The following is a 19682-nucleotide window of genomic DNA, read 5'->3' on the forward strand; positions in this document are numbered from 1 at the left end:
CAAAAGGACGATACCATGATCATGACAAAGCTGAAGACAGCAAAGGGGAAGAAATTTCTGTTGGGCCTGCTGGCGGTGTTTATTATTGCGGCATCAGTGGTTACGCGGGCGACTATCGGCGGCGTGATCGAACAGTATGATATTCCGTTGTCCGAGTGGACAACCTCGATGTATTTCATCCAGTCATCAATGATTTGCGTCTACAGTCTGGTTTTCACTATTCTGCTGGCCATTCCGCTGGGGATCTATTTCCTCGGTGGTGAGGACAAACAGTAACGTGAGTGAGCGGCTTCGCCGGGTAGGCATAAGCGCTACCCGGCACGAAAATAGGCTTAATCGTCTTCTTCGTCGTCCAGTTCGACCGGTGTCTGATACTGATCGGGTTTAATGACAAGCAGATCGCAGCGCAAATGGTCGATAACCTGTTCCGCCGTATTGCCCAGGAAGGCCGCAGATATCCCGGTACGACCAACCGTACCCAGTACAACGATACCCGCCTGTAGGTGCTCGGCTAAATCCGGGATAACCTCTTCAGGCAACCCTTTTTCAACATGCGTCACTTTCTCATCAATGCTGAATTTCTGCCGTAGCGCCTTCATCGCCAGCAAATGCTGACCGCGAATCGCGTCGTTGTAAACGCTCGGATCAAATTCAGGCAGTTCGATTGCGATATTGATGGGCGTCACGGGGTAGGCGCCAACCAGATGGACTTCGGTGTGGTTCACCTGTTCTGCGAGTTGCAGCGTTTCTTTGACCAGCTTTTCATTCAACGCATTGTGATAAGGTTCTTCGCTCGCCAGGTTCACGGCCACCAGCGCTTTACCGCCTTCAGGCCACGGTTGGTCCTTGACCATCCATACCGGGCTTGGGCATTTACGCAACAAATGCCAGTCAGTCGGCGTAAAGATTACCGCTTCCAGGCGGTCATGCTGGTGCGCCATTTTGAGCACCAGATCGTGATCGTCGCTGATCACTTCCTGGATAATGGCTTCAAAGGGACGGTTGTGCCAGACCACTTTTATCTCAACGGGAACACCTGCTTCGATGTAGTATTTCGCTTGTTCGCGTATCCAGGCTGTTCGCTGGCTGATGACGCCCTGACGCATCGCGGTACGCTCATCAGGCGAGAGCAGGGTAGTCATTTCATAAGAAAAATCATAGATCGGCAAAAAGGCTTTAATTTTGCCACCAATCCGTTGATGCAAATAAACAGCGCGTCGTAATGCGGGTTGATCGTCCTGGTTTGGGTCGATGACCACCAGCATATTTTGATACATAGCCATACAGGGTCTCCTTACAACTGTCACCGCAGTTTGTAATTAAAAGAGTAACCCATATATGTTGAATGAAACAGGGGGGAACCTTCTGCCAGATCAATAAATCAGGAAAATTTGCTGTTCTATAGGGCAGTGTATTGAATGTAAACAATTTCTATCAGTAAAATCAGACTTCCGGGGCATACCTGGGGTAAATAGCGGCTTAGTAGAGTCTGTAATTAAATCTGTTTGATTCATGAATGCCGCCATAGCGGCATTCTTATCGTTAGTGGGAACCAAGACGGATCAGTTCAACGGGTTCGAACTGGCCTTCACAGCCTTCCACTTCGACGGTTTTGTTGCGGCGTAACTGGGCTGGAGTTAACCCGTTAGAATGTATGGCAACGATTTTACCCGTTCTGCCCGTCCCATTAATCATAACCCGACTGCCATTAGTAATAGGATTATGGTTACGATCATAAGTGATCATGGTTCTTTCTCCTCTTAATATCTGGGTATCAAAAAATCCGCTTAACAATCCGGGCCGCAGTCCAGAAGCGAACGTAATATAAATACACCTTTGTCATAATCTTTTTTTGTTTTTGATCAAGGTCACACTTTTTCTATACCCACCAAACCGCTGTTTTCGGGGGGAGTTAAATCAATAATCATTGTAAATGACAAGGTGTTAGGGTTGCCGCAGTTGCGTCGTATGCAAGAACGCAACTGCGGCCAGCTGGCGATCGTTCGATAGTGCGAATATAGAACGGTTGCCAGCCGCTGCGGATTGTACTTTTCCGGCATGATGAATCAATGTGGTTAATCCGAAAACGGCCTGGCAGGGCGTAAACCATGCCAGTGGTGTCCAACTGGAGTGATGGCTACGTATTTGAGATTTCTTTAGCTTATTGACGTGGTGTGATTCCTTCTGTCAAACCAATAAATCAGGAAAATTTAATGATTTAACAGAAGGATAACTGACTTACTTGCGGAAAGATTAAGCAACGTTGCGAGTATGACCAGCAAGCACTGCGAGCGCATCGCTGTTTTCGATGGTGATGTATTTACCTTTCACCGCCAGCATACCGCTTTTCTGGAAACGACCCAGCAGACGGCTGATCGTTTCGACCGTTAAGCCAAGGTAGTTACCGATATCGCCACGGGTCATCGTCAGGCGGAATTCACGCGGAGAGAAACCGCGCTGGGCAAAACGACGGGACAGATTGTAGATAAAGGCTGCCAGACGTTCTTCCGCATTTTTCTTCGACAGCAACAGGATCATATCCTGATCGCCTTTGATCTCGCCGCTCATCAGACGCATCATCTGTTGACGCAGGTTAGGCATCTTACCGGAGAGATCGTCCAGAGTCTCAAACGGGATTTCACATACCATTGAGGTTTCCAGCGCCTGGGCAAAGCTCGGGTGGTGCCCGCTGCCAATCGCGTCAAAGCCGACCAGGTCGCCCGCTAAATGAAAACCAGTGATTTGCTCGTCGCCCTGCTCGGTAATGGTGTAGCTTTTAATCGTACCGGAGCGGATAGCATAGAGCGATTTCAGTTCATCACCTGCTTTAAACAGCGTTTGCCCTTTCTGAATAGGCTTTTTACGCTCGATGATATTATCAAGCTGATCAAGCTCATGTTCGTTAAGTGTGAACGGGATGCAAAGCTGGCTGATACTGCAATCCTGGCAATGGATAGCACAACCGCCAGACTGAATGCGCCGTATAATTCGCTTTTCCGGGATCATAGGTCTGCTCAAGCCGTAATTGATATTTGTCAATTTTAACATCTTTTTGGTGAGCACGTAAGCCTGAGCTACTCCCAATAGAGGATAATTCAGGCATAAGCAGGAGAAATATTTATATCCCTTTGAAAATCCATGCTTTATAAGTGGTTACTTTACATCAAAGTGTGACGGGTAAGGCACAAAATGCCTGGTTTCTACAACAGCAGATACCCTTCATGGCGTAATAACCACTCTTTTCTCTGTACGCCGCCAGCATATCCCGTCATTGTCCCGTTGCGTCCGATCACGCGATGGCAGGGCACAACGATACTGACCGGGTTAGATCCGTTAGCGGCGCCTACGGCGCGCGCGGCTCCCGGACGGCCTAATTTTTCGGCAAGTTGACCATAATGCATAACCTGACCGCAGGGGATAGTGCGCAGCGCCTGCCACACTTCCCGCTGAAAAGGCGTTCCCCCAGTGGCGGTCTCCAGCGTATCAATGATGCTGAGATTTCCCTCAAAATACGCGGTGAGCTTATCGCTCAGGCCACCCGGATTTTTGGCGGCGATGCGCTCGTATCCCTCTGAACGATAATGTATGTCCAGTAGCTGTTCCATACGGTCGCTGTGTTGCTCCCATTCGACGGCGCGCAGGCGGAATTGCTCATCGCAAATCACCCATAACGGCCCCAGCGGGGTCGCGATATTGTCTTCAAGTAATCTCAGCATCCGTTATCTCTCATTGCAGGCGGGATAATTCCCGGACTTATCAGCAGTTCAACAAGATACCATGCGACCAATATCCGCAACCATACCCCTAAAAAGATAAGCGGGCATAATACGTTTAGCGTCACTGTTTGTTGAAAAAGCGAACAAATAAAGATGCTGAAAAAATGAAGCACGGCAGGAGAATAAAAAACAGGGACTGTCGACATCCGCCAGCCCCTAAAATCTACACAGCAGTGCTTCCTTAACCTTTTCCCGGCCTGGTTTTCCCTCAGCGGGTAATAAAGTTATAACGGCTATAAAAGAGATATTCCACTTTCAGGGCATAATTGATTTTACAAAAGCCCCGCTGAAATTGTCGGTTAACGCAGGATAAAACGTGGCTTTACCGGGGATGAAATAGTGAGATGCGCATAGCCAGATAATTGAGCCAGTGTCGTTTATTGGAAATAACTGTAAACCGTTGTCGGTATAATAGCGCGCGGTTATGATAGTGCCTGTCTTAACGCGCTGGAGGAGGAATCATGAACCTTGACGACAAAACGCTGTTTCTTGACGCCATGGAGGATGTCCAACCGTTGAAACGTTGCGCTGATGTACACTGGCAGCCCACGCGCAATTCACGGGCGCCGCAGCGTATCGATACGCTCCAGCTCGACAATTTTCTCACTACCGGGTTTCTGGATATTCTTCCTTTGGGCGAACCGCTGGAATTTCGCCGGGAAGGGTTGCAGCAGGGCGTGCTCGACAAACTGCGTTCGGGAAAATACAGCCAGCAGGCGAGTCTCAATTTGCTTCGTCAGCCGGTTGAGGAATGTCGCAAGATGCTGTTTAGCTTCATCTGCCAGGCGCGTCAGGATGGTTTACGCAACGTGCTGATCATTCATGGCAAAGGGCGGGAAGATAACGCGCATGCCAATATTGTGCGCAGTTATGTGGCGCGTTGGCTGACGGAATTTGACGACGTTCAGGCTTACTGTACGGCACTGCCTCATCATGGCGGCAGCGGAGCGTGTTATGTTGCGTTGCGTAAAACGGCGCAGGCAAAGCAGGAAAACTGGGAGCGTCACGCGAAACGCAGCCGTTAAGGGTGTTCACAGGCTACTTACGGGCAGCCTGTGACGTTTATTACGCCGCCAGCACCCGATTTCTGCCGTCGTTTTTGGCTTTGTACAGGGCATCGTCCACCCGCTTAAATAATTCATCAATACTTTCATTCGATTCGTGCCGTGCGACGCCGATGCTGACGGTAAAACGGGGCAGGCCAGGAATACAGACTTTCGCCACGGCGGCGCGTATTGATTCTGCAAGATTAAGTGCAACTTCCAGCGAGGTTCGCGGCAGCAGCAAGACAAATTCTTCACCGCCCCAGCGAAAGACCAGGTCGCCTTTACGTGCGCGGGCTTCCAGCGTTCGCGCCAGAGCGCACAGCACTTCATCGCCTTTCAAATGACCGTACAAATCGTTAATGCTTTTGAAGCGATCGGTATCGATTAGCAGCAGGCTGTAATCCATTGTCATCGACAGATGGGGCGTATGGTTTTGCTCAGTAAGAAGATAAAATTGCCTGCGGTTCAGTAAGCCAGTCAGCGCATCATGCAGGGCAGCGCGTTCCAGCTCCTGCTCCAGCCGTTTTTGCTCGGTAATGTCATGAATGATGCATAACATGAGTTTATCGCCGTATATCTCAAGGGGACCCGCATAGGTTTGTACGTGCCGGGTGGTGCCGTCAGAGAGTTTATGGACGAAGTTTAAGGGCTTATGACCGCCGGGCAGACGGGCAATCTCATGCATAACAGGTAAGATCTGGCGGCCTAATACGTTGATTTCCCATGTATGTTTCTGGCACATCGCTTCATGGCTGTAGCCATAGAAATTGAGTGCGGCCAGATTGGCATCGACGATCAAACCGTCCCGCGAAGGGTCTATCAACAGCATCGGCGCGGAGTTCGTCAGGAAAAAACGGGCGTAAAACCCTTGTTTTTTACGCTGATAGTTTGCCGAACGGCTGGCCTTGAGACCTTGTGCCGTGGGTGTCTCTATGCCTTCAAAAATAATAACGTCCCCCTGCGTCGACAGGGTTTTAACCGAGAGGCGGCAGGTTAAGGCGATTTCTTTACCATCACGACAGACCGTCAGAATTTCAACAATATCGTGATGGTGGTGTAAATCAGCAACGTACATGCGCAGTTCATTTTGCGCATAAGTTGAAAATATCCCCTTTCTGAGACGGCTGAAAGTCTGTTCCTGTGTCAGTTCGCGTGCGGCGGTATTAGCGAAAACTAACTCTTCTGTGTGTGGTAAAACAATCCAGACAGGAAAACTTAATAAATCCAGAGCATTGAGTTCGTGAGCAATCATCGATAATCCCGTTATCTTCACATGCTGTGTTGCCGGTTTATTGGTGAATGGCTTTTTTATTAACAGCTTACAGTGATATGGAGCGTTTTTTCACAAATCGGGAGACAACAATAGACGTGCAGATAAATCTAGCAGGGAACCAGGACAAATCCACGAATGATAAGTTTTTTTTCAATGGTCGATATAAGTGTGAACGAGTAAAAAGGAAGAAAGGTTGATGGCGACTTATATAAACATTACTCAGGCTAATCATTCTGAAAGAGGTTAACCCTTTCCCGTACGACATATTAAAGCCGATGATGCAACGCAAGGTTATCGATCTACAGACTAAAATTCATAAATTTCGATTAAGTAAATTATCATCCGTCGAACACTCCATATTGTCTCGCACAACACATTTGCGCCGGTGATGCCGGCGCCTTTCCTGCCATACCGTACTTTTCTGAATCATTTCAGCGCAATGGGATAATGAGGTATTGCTTAACATACGCCGAAGGCTAGACTAACGAAAAAGCGTTGAATGAATGTGGAGGCGTTGTGGAAGCCATCAAGGGATCGGAAGTCAATGTGCCGGATGCCGTTTTTGCCTGGCTACTGGATGGTCGCGGCGGCATTAAACCGCTTGAAAATGACGATATTATCGACAGCCAGCATCCCTGCTGGTTGCATCTCAATTACACCCACCCTGACAGCGCGCAGTGGCTGGCGTCGACGCCTTTGTTACCGAATTCTGTACGCGATGCGCTGGCTGGCGAGAGTTCGCGCCCACGCGTCAGTCGGATGGGGGAAGGCACGCTGATCACCTTACGCTGCATCAACGGCAGTACCGATGAACGCCCTGATCAGCTAGTGGCGATGCGTGTATATATGGATGAACGTTTTATCGTCTCAACGCGACAGCGAAAAGTTCTGGCGCTTGATGAGGTGGTTAGCGACTTGCAGGAAGGGACTGGCCCGTCCGATTGCGGCGGCTGGCTGGTCGACGTGTGTGACGCCCTGACGGATCACGCCAGCGAATTTATCGAGCAATTACACGATAAAATTATCGACCTGGAAGACAATCTGCTCGATCAGCAGATCCCGCCGCGTGGTTTCCTGGCGTTACTGCGTAAGCAACTGATTGTGATGCGTCGATACATGGCGCCTCAGCGTGATGTTTATGCGCGACTGGCAAGCGAGCGTCTGGCCTGGATGAATGATGATCAGCGGCGTCGAATGCAGGATATCGCGGATCGTCTGGGAAGGGGGCTGGATGAGATCGACGCGTGTATTGCGCGCACGGGCGTGATGGCCGATGAAATCGCGCAAGTCATGCAGGAGTCCTTAGCGCGCAGAACCTATACGATGTCGCTGATGGCGATGGTCTTTCTGCCCAGTACATTTTTAACCGGATTGTTCGGCGTGAATCTCGGGGGAATTCCGGGTGGCGCATGGCATTTTGGATTTTCTATGTTCTGTATTCTGTTAGTTGTCCTGATTGGTGGTGTTACCTTATGGTTGCATCGTAGTAAATGGTTGTAACAACAACGCTTTTCATCGTCCTTTGAGCAGAAAAACGCCGCATAATTTGAGCGAAGTCAATAAACAATCTACCCATTCGGGGCAATATCTCTCTCGCAGGTGAATGCAACGTCAAGCGATGGGCGTTGCGCTCCATATTGTCTTACTTCCTTTTTTGAATTACTGCATAGCACAATTGATTCGTACGACGCCGACTTAGATTAGTCGGCTTTTTTTTGCCTGCGGGATATCAGCGTCTACCCTAAAAGAGTCAATCTGTATGACCGGAGGGTAATATGACCAGCCTGTTCACGTTGTTGCAAATGCAAACGCGCCAGTCGGATTCCGTACCAACCGATCCGGTGCCGATTCCCGATCCTATCCCGCGCCCACAACCTATGCCAGATCCGCCGCCGGATGAAGAACCGATTAAATTGTCGCATCAAGAGCAGAGATCTGCGAGGATACGCGCCTGCTGACTGTGTGTCTTTTACCGCGAGATTAAATTGTGACCGCTTTTTCTACTCTGAATGTCCTGCCTGCCGCCCAACTCGAGAATCTTAACGAATTGGGTTATCTTGAGATGACGCCTGTCCAGGCCGCTGCGTTACCGGCGATCCTGGCCGGAAAAGATGTGCGCGTGCAGGCAAAAACCGGCAGCGGAAAAACGGCTGCATTTGGTCTCGGGCTTTTACAGCATATTGATGCCAGTCTGTTCCAGACCCAGTCGCTGGTGCTTTGTCCTACGCGCGAACTGGCCGATCAGGTGGCAGGGGAATTGCGTCGTCTGGCGCGTTTTCTGCCTAATACCAAAATCCTGACGTTGTGCGGCGGGCAACCTTTCGGCGCGCAGCGAGACTCTCTCCAGCATGCGCCGCATATTATTGTCGCGACGCCGGGTCGCCTGCTTGACCATCTGCAAAAAGGCACCGTTTCTCTGGATGCCCTGCAAACGCTGGTGATGGATGAAGCCGACAGGATGCTGGATATGGGCTTTAGCGACGCTATTGACGAGGTGATTCGCTTTGCGCCGTCACGCCGTCAGACTCTGCTGTTTTCCGCCACTTGGCCTGAGGCCATCGCGGCGATCAGCGGTCGGGTTCAGCAAAATCCACTGACGATTGAAATTGATTCGGTGGATGCGCTGCCATCTATCGAGCAGCAGTTTTTTGAAACATCTTCGCAGGGGAAAATCCCGCTGCTGCAGAAGCTGCTGAGCCAGCATCAGCCTGCGTCATGCGTTGTTTTCTGTAATACCAAAAAAGATTGTCAGTCAGTTTGTGATGCGCTCAATTCTGTCGGGCAGAGCGCATTATCGCTGCATGGAGACCTTGAGCAGCGCGATCGTGACCAGACGCTGGTTCGTTTTGCTAACGGTAGCGCACGCGTACTGGTAGCGACGGACGTCGCCGCGCGTGGGCTGGATATCAAGTCGCTGGAGCTGGTCGTAAACTTCGAGCTGGCGTGGGACCCGGAGGTTCACGTACACCGTATTGGTCGTACCGCCCGTGCAGGCAACAGCGGTCTGGCGATCAGTTTTTGCGCGCCGGAAGAGGCGCAGCGCGCCAATATCCTGTCTGAAATGTTGCAGCTTAAACTGAACTGGCTGACGCCGCCGGGCAACGTTCCGGTTGCACCGCTGGAAGCTGAAATGGCGACGCTGTGTATTGATGGCGGTAAAAAGGCAAAAATGCGCCCGGGCGACGTGCTGGGAGCGTTAACGGGAGATATTGGTCTGGATGGCGCTGATATTGGCAAAATTACCGTACATCCGGCCCACGTTTATGTGGCGGTTCGCCAGCCTGTGGCGCAGAAAGCCTGGAAGCAATTGCAGAACGGAAAGATAAAAGGGAAGAACTGTCGGGTTCGTTTATTGAAATAAATGCCCGTTCCGGCCTACAGGTGCTTATGCGCATCGTAGGCCGGATAAGATGTTTACGTCGCCATCCGGCTGAGTCAGAAATTACTTCACTTCCACGACGTTCAGACGCAGTTCATCCAGCTGATTATCGTCTTCCTCTGGCTGCCAGCCTGCGGGTTGCAGAGGGATCTCTTCGCGGTCAAAGGCTAAATCACCACCGTCCACTACATCGGAATCATGATTAATGCCTTTGAAATCAAAAAGATTAATATCGCTCAGATGAGAAGGCACCACGTTCTGCATCGCGCTGAACATGGTTTCAATACGCCCTGGATAACGCTTATCCCAGTCGCGCAGCATGTCGGCGATGACCTGGCGTTGCAGGTTTGGCTGCGACCCGCACAGGTTGCACGGAATAATAGGGAACGCTTTGGCTTCTGAAAAACGCTCAATATCTTTCTCGCGGCAGTAGGCCAGCGGGCGGATAACGATGTGTTTGCCGTCATCGCTCATCAGCTTCGGCGGCATCCCTTTCATTTTCCCGCCGTAGAACATGTTCAGGAATAACGTTTGCAGGATATCGTCGCGGTGGTGGCCTAACGCAATTTTGGTTGCACCCAGTTCTGTTGCGGTGCGGTAGAGAATACCGCGGCGCAGTCGGGAGCACAGAGAGCAGGTCGTTTTGCCTTCAGGAATTTTCTCTTTAACGATCCCATAGGTGTTTTCTTCAACGATCTTATACTCTACGCCCAGGTTCTCAAGATATTCCGGCAGAATGTGTTCGGGAAAACCCGGTTGCTTCTGGTCAAGGTTAACGGCGACCAGTGAAAAGTTGACGGGTGCGCTTTGCTGCAAATTACGCAGAATTTCCAGCATGGTATAGCTGTCTTTCCCACCGGAAAGGCACACCATGATGCGATCGCCTTCTTCGATCATATTGAAGTCAGCAATCGCTTCGCCCACGTTACGACGCAGACGCTTTTGTAATTTGTTCAGGTTGTACTGTTCTTTCTTGCTAATATCTTGATTTTGCGACATTTAATAGAGGCTCAATTCATTGTGTGGCATCAGAAAAGTATGCATCACGCCGGAAAGACCGGCAAAAGAAATCTGATATAAAAACTGTGGCGTGTATGGTACGGATTGGCGAGAAGAATGTCAGCACATTTATACCCGTTATACCTCAGGTTGCAGGTAAGCGCGTGCAGGGTTGAAAAGTGGATATGAAAGCCCGCAACGGCGTGCGGGCTGATGCGTTTAGCGAACCACCAGGACGGAACATTCGGCATGGCGTACGACCGCTGCGGCGTTGGAGCCCAGCAGATACGTGGTGATGTCCGGGCGGTGAGAAGCAATAATCACCATGTCTGCCGGTAATTTTTTAGCCATTTCCAGAATTTTATCTTTCGGAGAACCTTCCGCGATATGAATCTGTACTCTGTCGGCAGGAATACTGAACTTCTTGATAATCTCTTCCAGTTGAGATTTTGCTTCGGCTTTCAGATCGTCCATAGCCGGTAACTCTGCTGAGTAGGCCAGGCCTAAAGAGGCGTAATAGGGCAGTGACGGAATAACGGTCAGGAAATGGACCTCTGCGTCATCTATTTTTGCCTCGGCTTCAACATGGGTGATAACGCGTTGAGTTAATTCTGAATCTGAAATATCGATGGGCACAAGAATCGTTCTGCTCATAAAACCTCCTGTTTAAGTATCCGATTAAAGTTTAACCCTTAATGGCACTTTATGTACAATGACAGGAGTCACATTTTAGCGTGAGTTTGGTTTCTGCTCTGGAAATTTCCCTTTGATCACGCCGTCATAAAAGCGGCCTTTAGAAACCACGACAAGAAAATCACGAAAAATACGCGACGGGACGCCGAGATATTGCAGAGTACCGGTTCGATGAAAACGAATTTCCAGCGTGCTGGAGGTTTCGTCATAGCCGACGGATGCAATACGGGATGATTTAACGGGATGATGGTTCATTGCCGGCGTCCTCTACAGCAGATCTTTATGCAATATATCATCTATCAATGGAGAGTTTTAGCGCAACAAATATATTGTTTTAGTATAGATAAAACACTGTTGTTATGAGAAAAGCCCGCCGTTGCCAGCGGGCTGACGGACTTAGAACTGGTAAACCATACCCAGAGCAACGACGTCGTCAGTAGACATATCGTTGCGAGTGTAGAAGCTGTCATCTTCATCCAGCAGGTTGATTTTGTAATCAACATAAGTGGAGAAGTTTTTGTTGAAGTAGTAGGTCGCGCCTACGTCAGCATATTTAACCAGGTCTTTATCTTCACCGCCGGCCAGATCCTTACCTTTAGACATCAGGAAAGATACGGCAGGACGCAGACCGAAGTCGAACTGGTACTGCGCTGTAACTTCAAAGTTCTGGGTTTTGTTGGCAATGGTGCTATCACTCCAGCTATCTTTTCCACCATATGGCGTCATGTTACGTGTTTCAGAATACATGGTCGCCAGATAGATGTTGTTAGCGTCATATTTCAGGCCAGCAGTCCACGCATCTGCTTTATCACCGCCAGCAGTAGAGTGATTTGCTTGCTGATTCGTTCGGTCGGAAGTGGTATATGCCGCACCGAAGCTGACGCCCATACCCAGATCGTAAGTTGAGGAGATACCGAAGCCGTCACCGTTGGAGTTTTTCACATCGCGGTCGCCGCCGTTGCCCGTACCTTCCTGCTCGTTGGTAACCTGGTTTTCATTCGCACCCTGATATTGCAGCGCAAAGCTCAGACCATCCACCAGACCGAAGAAGTCGGTATTACGGTAGGTTGCTACGCCGTTAGCACGACCGGTCATGAAGTTGTCTGCTTTGGTATAAGAGTCGCCGCCGAATTCTGGCAGCATATCGGTCCAGCCTTCCACGTCGTACAGTACGCCGTAGTTACGGCCGTAGTCGAATGAACCATAGTCACCGACTTTAATACCTGCGAATGCCAGACGAGTCCAGGAGTCACCTTTATCACCTTCGGTACCGTTAGCCTGAACCTGATATTCCCACTGGCCGTAACCCGTGATCATATCGTTAACCTGAGTTTCACCTTTGAAACCCATACGCATGTATGTTTGATCGCCGTCAGAATTTGCGTCATCAGAGAAATAATGCAGACCGTCTACTTTGCCATAGAGATCTAATTTATTGCCGTCTTTATTATAAACTTCAGCGGCGTGGGCCGCGCCTGCGGCTAACAGGGCAGGGATTACGAGAGCCAGTACTTTTCTTTTCATTGAAATAACCCTTTAGTTTTTTTATTTACCTGTGACTCCCCATAAGGGAAGTGAAATCATGCTAAAGGAGAAGTTCCGTAAAGAGATAAATATGAATTGTTACGTCTTAAGTAAAATCTTAATTAAATAATTCTACAGAAATGATGATAATTGACATGAATGTTTTTTAATGAAACATATAAAATAAAAATTATACAATTTAATTTTGTTGCGATATTCTGCGCGGGTTATATGCCTTTATTGTCACATTTTGCTTTTTTCGTTGGGCCATTGCGATAAGTACTGATCTTCCAGCGAATGAATTGACAAGCCCGAACCAAGGTTCGGGCTTTTTTTCGTCCTGACGAATACTCAAACAGCCGTATTATTCAGCACCGCTCTTTTCCGCTTTGCCTGCCAGTTGAGCAAGGAAGTCATAGCGTTTTTGCAGATCCGCCGTTGCATCCTTCCAGAGCTGTTCAGCAACGTCTGGCTGCTGTGCATTCAGGCGGCGGAAGCGTTGCTCGTTGAGCAGCGTCTCTGCCAGCGCGTCTGACGGTGGACGGGAATCCAGCGCCAGCGGCAGTTTACCCTCATCGGCGCGACGCGGGTCAAAGCGGTACAGCGGCCAGAAGCCGGTAGCCGTTAACTGACGCATCTGATCGTGGCTCAGCGCCAGGTCGTAGCCGTGTTCTTCACATGGGCTGTAGGCAATGATCAGCGATGGCCCCGGATACGCTTCCGCTTCCTGGATTGCTTTCACCGTCTGGTTTAACTGCGCGCCCAGCGAGATCTGCGCGACATACACATGACCGTACATCATCATGCTCACACCCAGATCCTTACGCGCTTTGCGCTTGCCGTGTTCGCCAAACTTCGTGACCGCGCCAAGCGGCGTCGCCTTCGACGCCTGCCCGCCGGTATTGGAATAACACTGCGTGTCCAGAACCAGAATATTGACGTTCTCGGTCAGGCTCAGCACATGATCCAGACCGCCAAAGCCAATATCGTAGGCCCAGCCGTCACCGCCAATCAGCCAGATTGATTTCTCAATCAGCGCATCGGCATCGGTTAACAGTTCATGCGCGCCGTCGACATCTTTCAGATGCTGGCGTAATGCGGCGACCTGTTCACGACGAACTTCCGGCGTCGCGTCGGCGTGCAATGCGTCGTTTAAATCCGTTGGGATGCGATCGGCGAACTGTTCCAGCAGACGCATGACGCGCACGCGATGTTGATCAACCGTCAGGCGGAAGCCCAGACCGAATTCGGCGTTATCTTCAAACAGCGAGTTCGCCCATGCGGGGCCGCGACCGTTGGCATCGGTGGTGTAAGGCGTTGAAGGCAGGTTACCGCCATAAATAGAAGAACAGCCGGTCGCGTTGGCAATTAACATGCGGTCGCCATACAGCTGAGTCAGCAGCTTGATATACGGCGTTTCACCACAACCGGAGCAGGCGCCGGAGTATTCGAACAGCGGCGTGATCAGCTGAGAGGTGCGAATATCAATACGCTCCAGCTTGCTCTTGTCGATTTCCGGCAGATTGAGGAAGAAGTCATAATTCACTTTTTCTTCTTCGACATGTTCAAGGCGGGACATCATATTGATGGCCTTGATTTCAGGGTTCTGGCGGTCTTTCGCCGGGCAAACTTCAACACACAGGTTACAACCCGTGCAGTCTTCCGGCGCCACCTGCAACACGTATTTCTGACCACGCATATCGCGTGATTTCACATCCAGCGAGTGCAGACTGGCCGGGGCGTTCTCCATTGCTTCCGGCGAAACCACTTTAGCGCGGATCGCCGAATGCGGGCAGGCGGCGACACAGTGGTTACACTGGGTACACAGCTCTTCTTTCCAGATAGGGATCTCTTCGGCGATGTTGCGTTTTTCCCAACGGGTCGTCCCCATCGGCCAGGTGCCGTCTGGCGGCAACGCTGAAACGGGCAGGGCGTCACCAAGCCCGGCGAGCATGGCGGCTGTAACCGTTTTAACGAAATCGGGCGCTGCGTCAGACACCACCGGAGGACGATTTGCGCTGTGCGGATCCACCGCCTGCAACGGAACTTCTGTTACCGATTCGCGAGCCAGCGCCAGCGCCTGCCAGTTACGCTCAACCAGCTCCTGGCCTTTACTGCTGTAGCTTTTCGCTATCGCTCCCTGTAATTCCGCCAGCGCGCTATCGCCAGGCAGAATCTGCGTCAGGTGGAAGAAGGCCATCTGCATCACGGTATTAATACGTGCCGCCAGCCCGCATTCGCGGGCGATTTTAGCCGCGTTAATTACAAAGAACCGCGCTTTTTTCTGGTTCAGCACCGCCTGAACTTCCTGCGGCAGACGTGCCCAGACTTCATCTGCGTTGTACGGCGTATTGAGCAGGAAAATACCGCTTGGTTTCAGACGTTCTGCCATCTGATACTTATCAATAAACTGCAACTGGTGGCAGCCGACAAAATCAGCCTGCGCCACCAGATAAGCGGAACGAATCGGCTGCTCGCTGACGCGCAGGTGAGAGACCGTCAGGCCGCCAGCTTTCTTCGAGTCATAGACGAAGTAACCCTGTGCATACCACGGCGTGGAGTTACCAATAATCTTGATGTTGTTTTTGGTTGCAGAAACGCTGCCGTCGCTGCCCAGACCGTAAAATAGCGCTTCCAGTTTCGCTGTACCGGGCAGGGTGTTTTCCGGCAGGGGCAGAGACAGATTAGTGACATCATCATAGATGCCAACCGTGAAGCGGGATTTGGGTCTGGCGCTCGCCAGTTCGTTGAAAACAGCCAGCACGCAATCGGGGCCAAACTCTTTTGAGGAGAGACCATAGCGCCCGCCGATCACCCGTGGTAAGGTTTCTCTCTCGCCGCTGTTGAATGCCTCCGCCAGCGCGGTCATCACATCCAGATACAGCGGTTCGGCCTGTGCGCCAGGCTCTTTGGTGCGATCCAGTACGGCGACGGTACGTACGGTTTCCGGCAGCGCCTGTAATAAATGTTTTGCTGAGAACGGACGGAACAGACGGACTTTCAGTACGCCCACTTTTTCGCCGCGCGCCAGCAGCTCGTCCACCACTTCCTCACAGGTGCCGATTGCGGAACCCATCAGAATAATGACGCGTTCCGCCTGCGGGTGGCCATAGTATTCAAACGGCTTGTACTGGCGACCGGTGGCTCCGGCGAAATCATTCATTGCCTGTTCAACGTGGTCATAAACCGCGTTGTACCACGGGTTCGTGGCTTCACGGGACTGGAAGTAGGTATCCGGGTTGGCAGACGTGCCGCGAATCACCGGATGTTCAGGATTGAGCGCGCGGGAGCGGTGCGCGTCAATTTCAGCCTGCGGCATCAGTTTCAGAATGGTGTCATCCGCCAGCGGCACAATTTTATTGATTTCATGCGAGGTGCGGAAACCATCAAAGAAATGAATAAATGGTACGCGGCTTTTCAGCGTGGCAATCTGCGAAATGAGCGCGAAATCCTGCGCTTCCTGAACGCTACCGGCGCTCAGCATGGCGCAGCCGGTCTGGCGAACCGCCATCACATCAGAGTGATCGCCAAAAATAGACAAGGCATGAGTAGCAATGGTGCGTGCGGCGACGTGGAGTACAAACGGCGTGAGCTGTCCCGCCAGTTTGTACAACGTTGGGATCATCAGCAGCAGGCCCTGAGATGAGGTAAATGAGGTCGAGAGCGCGCCGGTCTGTAATGCCCCGTGAACGGTGGCGATGGCGCCGCCTTCCGACTGCATTTCTACGACGCGAGGGGTATCGCCCCAGACGTTCTTAAGCCCGTTTCCGGCCCAGGCATCCGCCTGCTCAGCCATTGTCGAACTGGGCGTAATTGGGTAGATGGCGATAACTTCGCTGGTACGGAATGCGACCGAAGCAACCGCGCCATTACCGTCAATAGTGATCATATGACACCCTTACATTGCACAAAAAGAGGGACTCGCGAAACATCGGCGGGCCCTGATAGTTATCTCTCTATTTTAGCAAACCCCGATCTCTACCATTTTCGCTTTTGTGTCCCTGGAATAGAGGGAATGAATGATTTGATCAAAGAGAGGGCAAAAAAATTGCTAAAAAATGTCCATGAACCGCATAAATGGGCAGTTTGCCTCTCGACGACGCAGGGCAGCCTGCCTATTATTTATGGCGGTGTCGTTTTGGCTAACGTTCAGAGGGGAGAGAGATGCGCGCAGCGTTTTTAGTGGGGTGTGCCGCGTTATTATTGTCGGCCTGTAGTAATGAGCCTGTTCAGCAGGCGACGGCAGCGCATGTTGCGCCGGGGTTAAAGGCGGCAATGTCCAGTTCCGGGGAAGCTAACTGCGCCATGATTGGCGGGTCGCTCTCTGTTGCCCGTCAGCTTGACGGATCGGCGATTGGCATGTGCGCATTACCCAACGGCAAACGCTGTAGTGAACAGTCGCTCGCCGCTGGAAGCTGCGGCAGCTATTAATGCACTAAATCAGCCAGTCGGAACATCAGCGTTTGTTCTGCGGTCGCCAGCGTCAACTGGTTAGCCGTTAAGTCGACCTGCGCGCCTTGTTTGAGCATCGCGCTAATGGTGTGATCCAGTTCATTTAACTGCGGGTCGGCGCACATCATACGCGTCATCGCCATGTCTTTGACTTTCAGCTCGCCATCAGACAGCTTGCCCTGGCCGCTGAAGCGGTTGCACATGCGGCCAGAAACCGTCATTTTTTCACCGAAGCTTAACTCCGGGGCGTTCTTACCCGCAGCGACTGGTTTTCCGTTTACACTCTCCAGAACAAAACGGTGATGCTGTAGCTGATCACGGTTAACGGAGACTTTTCCATTGCTGACGCAGCCTGCCATAAGCATGCTGAGTGCAACCAGTGCGACGATCTTCTTCATTAAAACTCTCTACATTTACTGACGGGAAATCATTCATAATTGTAATGATATAGCCTGGTATATCATCGGGGATTATCTGAAAGTGCTCCCCTGAACGCAGGGGAGCAGAAGGGTCAGAACAGGGCGTTCGGGCAGGTTTCACCTTTTGAGAGCTGTTCCAGATTTTGCAGAGTGGTTTCCGAGATGCTGGTCAACGCTTCCGCAGTCAGGAAAGCCTGGTGCCCGGTGAATAGCACGTTATGGCAGGCAGACAGACGACGGAATACGTCATCCTGAATCACATCGTTGGACTTGTCCTCAAAGAACAGATCGCGTTCGTTTTCATAGACGTCCATCCCCAGTGAACCAATCTTCTGGTTTTTCAACGCTTCAATTGCCGCCTGCGAATCAATCAACGCCCCACGACTGGTGTTGATCACCATCACCCCATTTTTCATCTGATCGAACGCGGCATGATTAAGCAAATGGTAGTTTTCAGCTGTCAGCGGGCAATGCAGAGAAATGACATCAGATTCCGCAAACAGCGTCGGCAGATCGACATACTCCACGCCAAGCTCCAGCGCGGCGGCGCTTGGGTAAGGATCAAACGCCAGCAGTCGCATACCAAAACCTTTCAGAATACGCAGCGCGGCGACGCCGATCTTGCCCGTCCCGATCACGCCAGCCGTTTTACCGTGCATGGTAAAACCGGTCAGACCTTCCAGTGAAAAGTTTGCATCACGGGTACGTTGATAAGCGCGATGAATGCGACGGTTCAGCGTCATCATCATACCAATCGCATGTTCGGCGACGGCTTCAGGAGAATAGGCCGGGACGCGCACGACTTGCAGACCCAGCTCTTTTGCGGCGTCCAGATCGACGTTATTGAAGCCAGCGCAACGCAGCGCAATGTATTTTACGCCGTGCTTTTTCAGCTCTTCCAGAACCGGGCGGCTGCCGTCGTCGTTAACGAAGATGCATACCGCCTCGCAACCGTTGGCGGTTTTTGCCGTTTTTTCAGTCAGCAGAAAGTCAAAAAATTCAAGTTCAAAACCAAAGGACTCGTTAACATGTTGCAGGTACTTCTTGTCGTACTGCTTTGTACTGTAAACAGCGAGTTTCATAAGACTTTCTCCAGCGATGGTGGAATAACATTGAATCAATTAAAATTATCTTACAAAATTTAAAAAATAATTGATAGGCGTGACCATGACATAATGAATAATTTTAGAACATCTCTTCTTAAGGCACCTATCATACTAAAATTAAACAACTTTCTTTAACACATATTTCCCTTTCGGTCATTCTGAACCCACGCCTTATCAGTGGGTCAGTTACTCTTCCACAGACTGACGTATCCTTTCTGTAGCGAATCAGGCTGACAGACGTTCGTAACGTCGAACAACCGACAGACATAACCTGCAAACCCTCACTTTCATACGAAATCACCTATCGCTTCAATTGATTGACAAAAATTGATAATTGCTCCGCTCATCGCTCCATTCCATGATGAATTTAATGCATTTTTTCATTTGCTGTGATGCTTATCACATTTCTGTAAATTTCACCAATTGTCCTGTCTGGTGTGACCAGCGGTAATTTCCCTTTTATTTTTTGCACTTATTTAAACAGGCGTTGATATGCTCCTGTTATCCCGTTTATCAAGGGATTGTCAAAGGATTCCAAATAAGCATAATTTAACCAAGAAATTAGTTTTGTTATTTTAACTTGAATCCTCGTGATTTTTATTAACACGTTTAATACAAACAAGAGTGGAGGGGTGATATTGCCGTAACTTAATACATACTATTAACAACACAGCATGTTAAATCCTGTCTTATCCGGCGAAGTTAAGTTGGAGGTGTTATTATGACTGCGCGCAGTATCGTAGCGACTTTTTAATGGAATAAAAATGTACGCGATGAATCTGTCGATGAATAAGCCTGGAACAGTAAGCAAGATAACCTTATTGAATAAACCAATTTCAATAACTGAAAATGCCTGCTCTACATGTAGTCTACTGGAGCAGCTTCACAGGTATCCTTCAGCTACTGTCGTAATATATGGGCGGCCGTCTTTATTTTTGAGTTTCTGGCTGCATGTTCGGGAGTGTTACCCGTGCGCAGCATTGATATTTAAGCATGGCTATTTTTTGCCTGTGGA

The 19682-nt window shown here is 50.3% G+C and carries 18 protein-coding genes; 6 read left to right on the plus strand and 12 right to left on the minus strand.

Annotated elements, in window-relative coordinates; all coding sequences use genetic code 11:
- The first annotated feature begins 15 nt into the window (after nucleotides 1-15).
- Nucleotides 16-276 (plus strand): DUF2534 family protein, encoded by a 261-nt coding sequence (locus tag CKO_RS06030; RefSeq protein ID WP_012132282.1) that lies wholly within the window; start codon nucleotides 16-18, stop codon nucleotides 274-276.
- A 56-nt stretch (nucleotides 277-332) separates the two neighbouring features.
- On the opposite strand, the gene uspE is transcribed toward CKO_RS06030, so the two are convergent.
- From uspE to ogt, 4 genes are all read right to left on the minus strand, one after another.
- Nucleotides 333-1283, minus strand: a complete 951-nt coding sequence (gene uspE, locus CKO_RS06035; protein WP_012132283.1) for a universal stress protein UspE — start codon at nucleotides 1281-1283, stop codon at nucleotides 333-335.
- 259 nt (nucleotides 1284-1542) lie between these two features.
- The gene (gene ydfZ, locus CKO_RS06040) at nucleotides 1543-1746 is read right to left on the minus strand and encodes a putative selenium delivery protein YdfZ (RefSeq protein WP_024130312.1); all 204 of its coding nucleotides are present in this window, start codon (nucleotides 1744-1746) and stop codon (nucleotides 1543-1545) included.
- Nucleotides 1747-2253: 507 nt separating this feature from the next.
- Nucleotides 2254-3006: a fumarate/nitrate reduction transcriptional regulator Fnr gene (gene fnr / locus CKO_RS06045; protein WP_003020397.1), complete on the minus strand. Its 753-nt coding sequence runs from the start codon at nucleotides 3004-3006 to the stop codon at nucleotides 2254-2256.
- A gap of 194 nt (nucleotides 3007-3200) precedes the next feature.
- The gene (ogt, locus tag CKO_RS06050; protein ID WP_012132287.1) at nucleotides 3201-3716 is read right to left on the minus strand and encodes a methylated-DNA--[protein]-cysteine S-methyltransferase; all 516 of its coding nucleotides are present in this window, start codon (nucleotides 3714-3716) and stop codon (nucleotides 3201-3203) included.
- A 521-nt stretch (nucleotides 3717-4237) separates the two neighbouring features.
- Here ogt and smrA point away from each other — a divergent pair.
- A complete protein-coding gene (gene smrA, locus CKO_RS06055; RefSeq protein WP_012132289.1) occupies nucleotides 4238-4801 on the plus strand; it encodes a DNA endonuclease SmrA in 564 nt (187 codons plus the stop codon).
- 40 nt (nucleotides 4802-4841) lie between these two features.
- Here smrA and CKO_RS06060 read toward each other — a convergent pair whose 3' ends face one another.
- Complete coding sequence (locus tag CKO_RS06060; RefSeq protein ID WP_012132290.1) at nucleotides 4842-6074, minus strand: sensor domain-containing diguanylate cyclase; 1233 nt, start codon at nucleotides 6072-6074, stop codon at nucleotides 4842-4844.
- A gap of 537 nt (nucleotides 6075-6611) precedes the next feature.
- Between CKO_RS06060 and zntB the strand changes: the two genes are divergently transcribed.
- From zntB to dbpA, 3 genes are all read left to right on the plus strand, one after another.
- Nucleotides 6612-7595, plus strand: coding sequence for a zinc transporter ZntB (gene zntB, locus CKO_RS06065; protein ID WP_012132292.1), 984 nt, complete (start codon nucleotides 6612-6614; stop codon nucleotides 7593-7595).
- A gap of 302 nt (nucleotides 7596-7897) precedes the next feature.
- The gene (gene ynaL, locus CKO_RS23790; RefSeq protein ID WP_269780417.1) at nucleotides 7898-8053 is read left to right on the plus strand and encodes a proline-rich small protein YnaL; all 156 of its coding nucleotides are present in this window, start codon (nucleotides 7898-7900) and stop codon (nucleotides 8051-8053) included.
- 29 nt (nucleotides 8054-8082) lie between these two features.
- Entirely contained in the window at nucleotides 8083-9456 is a 1374-nt protein-coding gene (gene dbpA / locus CKO_RS06075) for an ATP-dependent RNA helicase DbpA (RefSeq protein ID WP_012132293.1), read from the plus strand.
- 81 nt (nucleotides 9457-9537) lie between these two features.
- Here the strand turns inward: dbpA and ttcA are convergent, their stop codons facing one another.
- From ttcA to nifJ, 5 genes are all read right to left on the minus strand, one after another.
- A complete protein-coding gene (gene ttcA, locus CKO_RS06080; RefSeq protein ID WP_012132294.1) occupies nucleotides 9538-10473 on the minus strand; it encodes a tRNA 2-thiocytidine(32) synthetase TtcA in 936 nt (311 codons plus the stop codon).
- Nucleotides 10474-10692: 219 nt separating this feature from the next.
- Nucleotides 10693-11127: a universal stress protein UspF gene (uspF, locus tag CKO_RS06085; protein WP_012132296.1), complete on the minus strand. Its 435-nt coding sequence runs from the start codon at nucleotides 11125-11127 to the stop codon at nucleotides 10693-10695.
- 75 nt (nucleotides 11128-11202) lie between these two features.
- Nucleotides 11203-11421, minus strand: coding sequence for a KTSC domain-containing protein (locus CKO_RS06090; protein ID WP_012132297.1), 219 nt, complete (start codon nucleotides 11419-11421; stop codon nucleotides 11203-11205).
- A 141-nt stretch (nucleotides 11422-11562) separates the two neighbouring features.
- Nucleotides 11563-12690, minus strand: a complete 1128-nt coding sequence (gene ompC / locus CKO_RS06095; RefSeq protein WP_012132299.1) for a porin OmpC — start codon at nucleotides 12688-12690, stop codon at nucleotides 11563-11565.
- 364 nt (nucleotides 12691-13054) lie between these two features.
- Nucleotides 13055-16579, minus strand: coding sequence for a pyruvate:ferredoxin (flavodoxin) oxidoreductase (gene nifJ, locus CKO_RS06100; RefSeq protein WP_012132300.1), 3525 nt, complete (start codon nucleotides 16577-16579; stop codon nucleotides 13055-13057).
- Nucleotides 16580-16854: 275 nt separating this feature from the next.
- Here nifJ and CKO_RS06110 point away from each other — a divergent pair, with 275 nt between their 5' ends.
- Entirely contained in the window at nucleotides 16855-17121 is a 267-nt protein-coding gene (locus tag CKO_RS06110) for a putative hemolysin (RefSeq protein WP_012132302.1), read from the plus strand.
- Here CKO_RS06110 and hslJ read toward each other — a convergent pair.
- Together hslJ and ldhA are read right to left on the minus strand one after the other, a co-directional pair.
- Entirely contained in the window at nucleotides 17118-17540 is a 423-nt protein-coding gene (gene hslJ, locus CKO_RS06115) for a heat shock protein HslJ (protein ID WP_012132303.1), read from the minus strand. The genes CKO_RS06110 and hslJ overlap by 4 nt on opposite strands.
- Before the next feature lie 113 nt (nucleotides 17541-17653).
- Entirely contained in the window at nucleotides 17654-18643 is a 990-nt protein-coding gene (ldhA, locus tag CKO_RS06120) for a D-lactate dehydrogenase (RefSeq protein ID WP_012132304.1), read from the minus strand.
- Between the last annotated feature and the right edge of the window lie 1039 nt (nucleotides 18644-19682).

Source organism: Citrobacter koseri ATCC BAA-895 (assembly GCF_000018045.1).
In the GTDB taxonomy this organism is placed as follows: domain Bacteria; phylum Pseudomonadota; class Gammaproteobacteria; order Enterobacterales; family Enterobacteriaceae; genus Citrobacter_B; species Citrobacter_B koseri.

Excerpts from the sequence above, each read along its gene's own strand:
- smrA (WP_012132289.1), top strand. The coding sequence starts at position 4,238 with ATGAACCTTGACGACAAAACGCTGTTTCTTGACGCCATGGAGGATGTC.
- fnr (WP_003020397.1), bottom strand. The coding sequence starts at position 3,006 with ATGATCCCGGAAAAGCGAATTATACGGCGCATTCAGTCTGGCGGTTGT.
- CKO_RS06090 (WP_012132297.1), bottom strand. The coding sequence starts at position 11,421 with ATGAACCATCATCCCGTTAAATCATCCCGTATTGCATCCGTCGGCTAT.
- CKO_RS06030 (WP_012132282.1), top strand. The coding sequence starts at position 16 with ATGATCATGACAAAGCTGAAGACAGCAAAGGGGAAGAAATTTCTGTTG.
- nifJ (WP_012132300.1), bottom strand. The coding sequence starts at position 16,579 with ATGATCACTATTGACGGTAATGGCGCGGTTGCTTCGGTCGCATTCCGT.
- hslJ (WP_012132303.1), bottom strand. The coding sequence starts at position 17,540 with ATGAAGAAGATCGTCGCACTGGTTGCACTCAGCATGCTTATGGCAGGC.
- CKO_RS06060 (WP_012132290.1), bottom strand. The coding sequence starts at position 6,074 with ATGATTGCTCACGAACTCAATGCTCTGGATTTATTAAGTTTTCCTGTC.
- uspF (WP_012132296.1), bottom strand. The coding sequence starts at position 11,127 with ATGAGCAGAACGATTCTTGTGCCCATCGATATTTCAGATTCAGAATTA.
- uspE (WP_012132283.1), bottom strand. The coding sequence starts at position 1,283 with ATGGCTATGTATCAAAATATGCTGGTGGTCATCGACCCAAACCAGGAC.
- ynaL (WP_269780417.1), top strand. The coding sequence starts at position 7,898 with ATGCAAACGCGCCAGTCGGATTCCGTACCAACCGATCCGGTGCCGATT.
- CKO_RS06110 (WP_012132302.1), top strand. The coding sequence starts at position 16,855 with ATGCGCGCAGCGTTTTTAGTGGGGTGTGCCGCGTTATTATTGTCGGCC.
- ldhA (WP_012132304.1), bottom strand. The coding sequence starts at position 18,643 with ATGAAACTCGCTGTTTACAGTACAAAGCAGTACGACAAGAAGTACCTG.
- ttcA (WP_012132294.1), bottom strand. The coding sequence starts at position 10,473 with ATGTCGCAAAATCAAGATATTAGCAAGAAAGAACAGTACAACCTGAAC.
- ogt (WP_012132287.1), bottom strand. The coding sequence starts at position 3,716 with ATGCTGAGATTACTTGAAGACAATATCGCGACCCCGCTGGGGCCGTTA.
- ydfZ (WP_024130312.1), bottom strand. The coding sequence starts at position 1,746 with ATGATCACTTATGATCGTAACCATAATCCTATTACTAATGGCAGTCGG.
- ompC (WP_012132299.1), bottom strand. The coding sequence starts at position 12,690 with ATGAAAAGAAAAGTACTGGCTCTCGTAATCCCTGCCCTGTTAGCCGCA.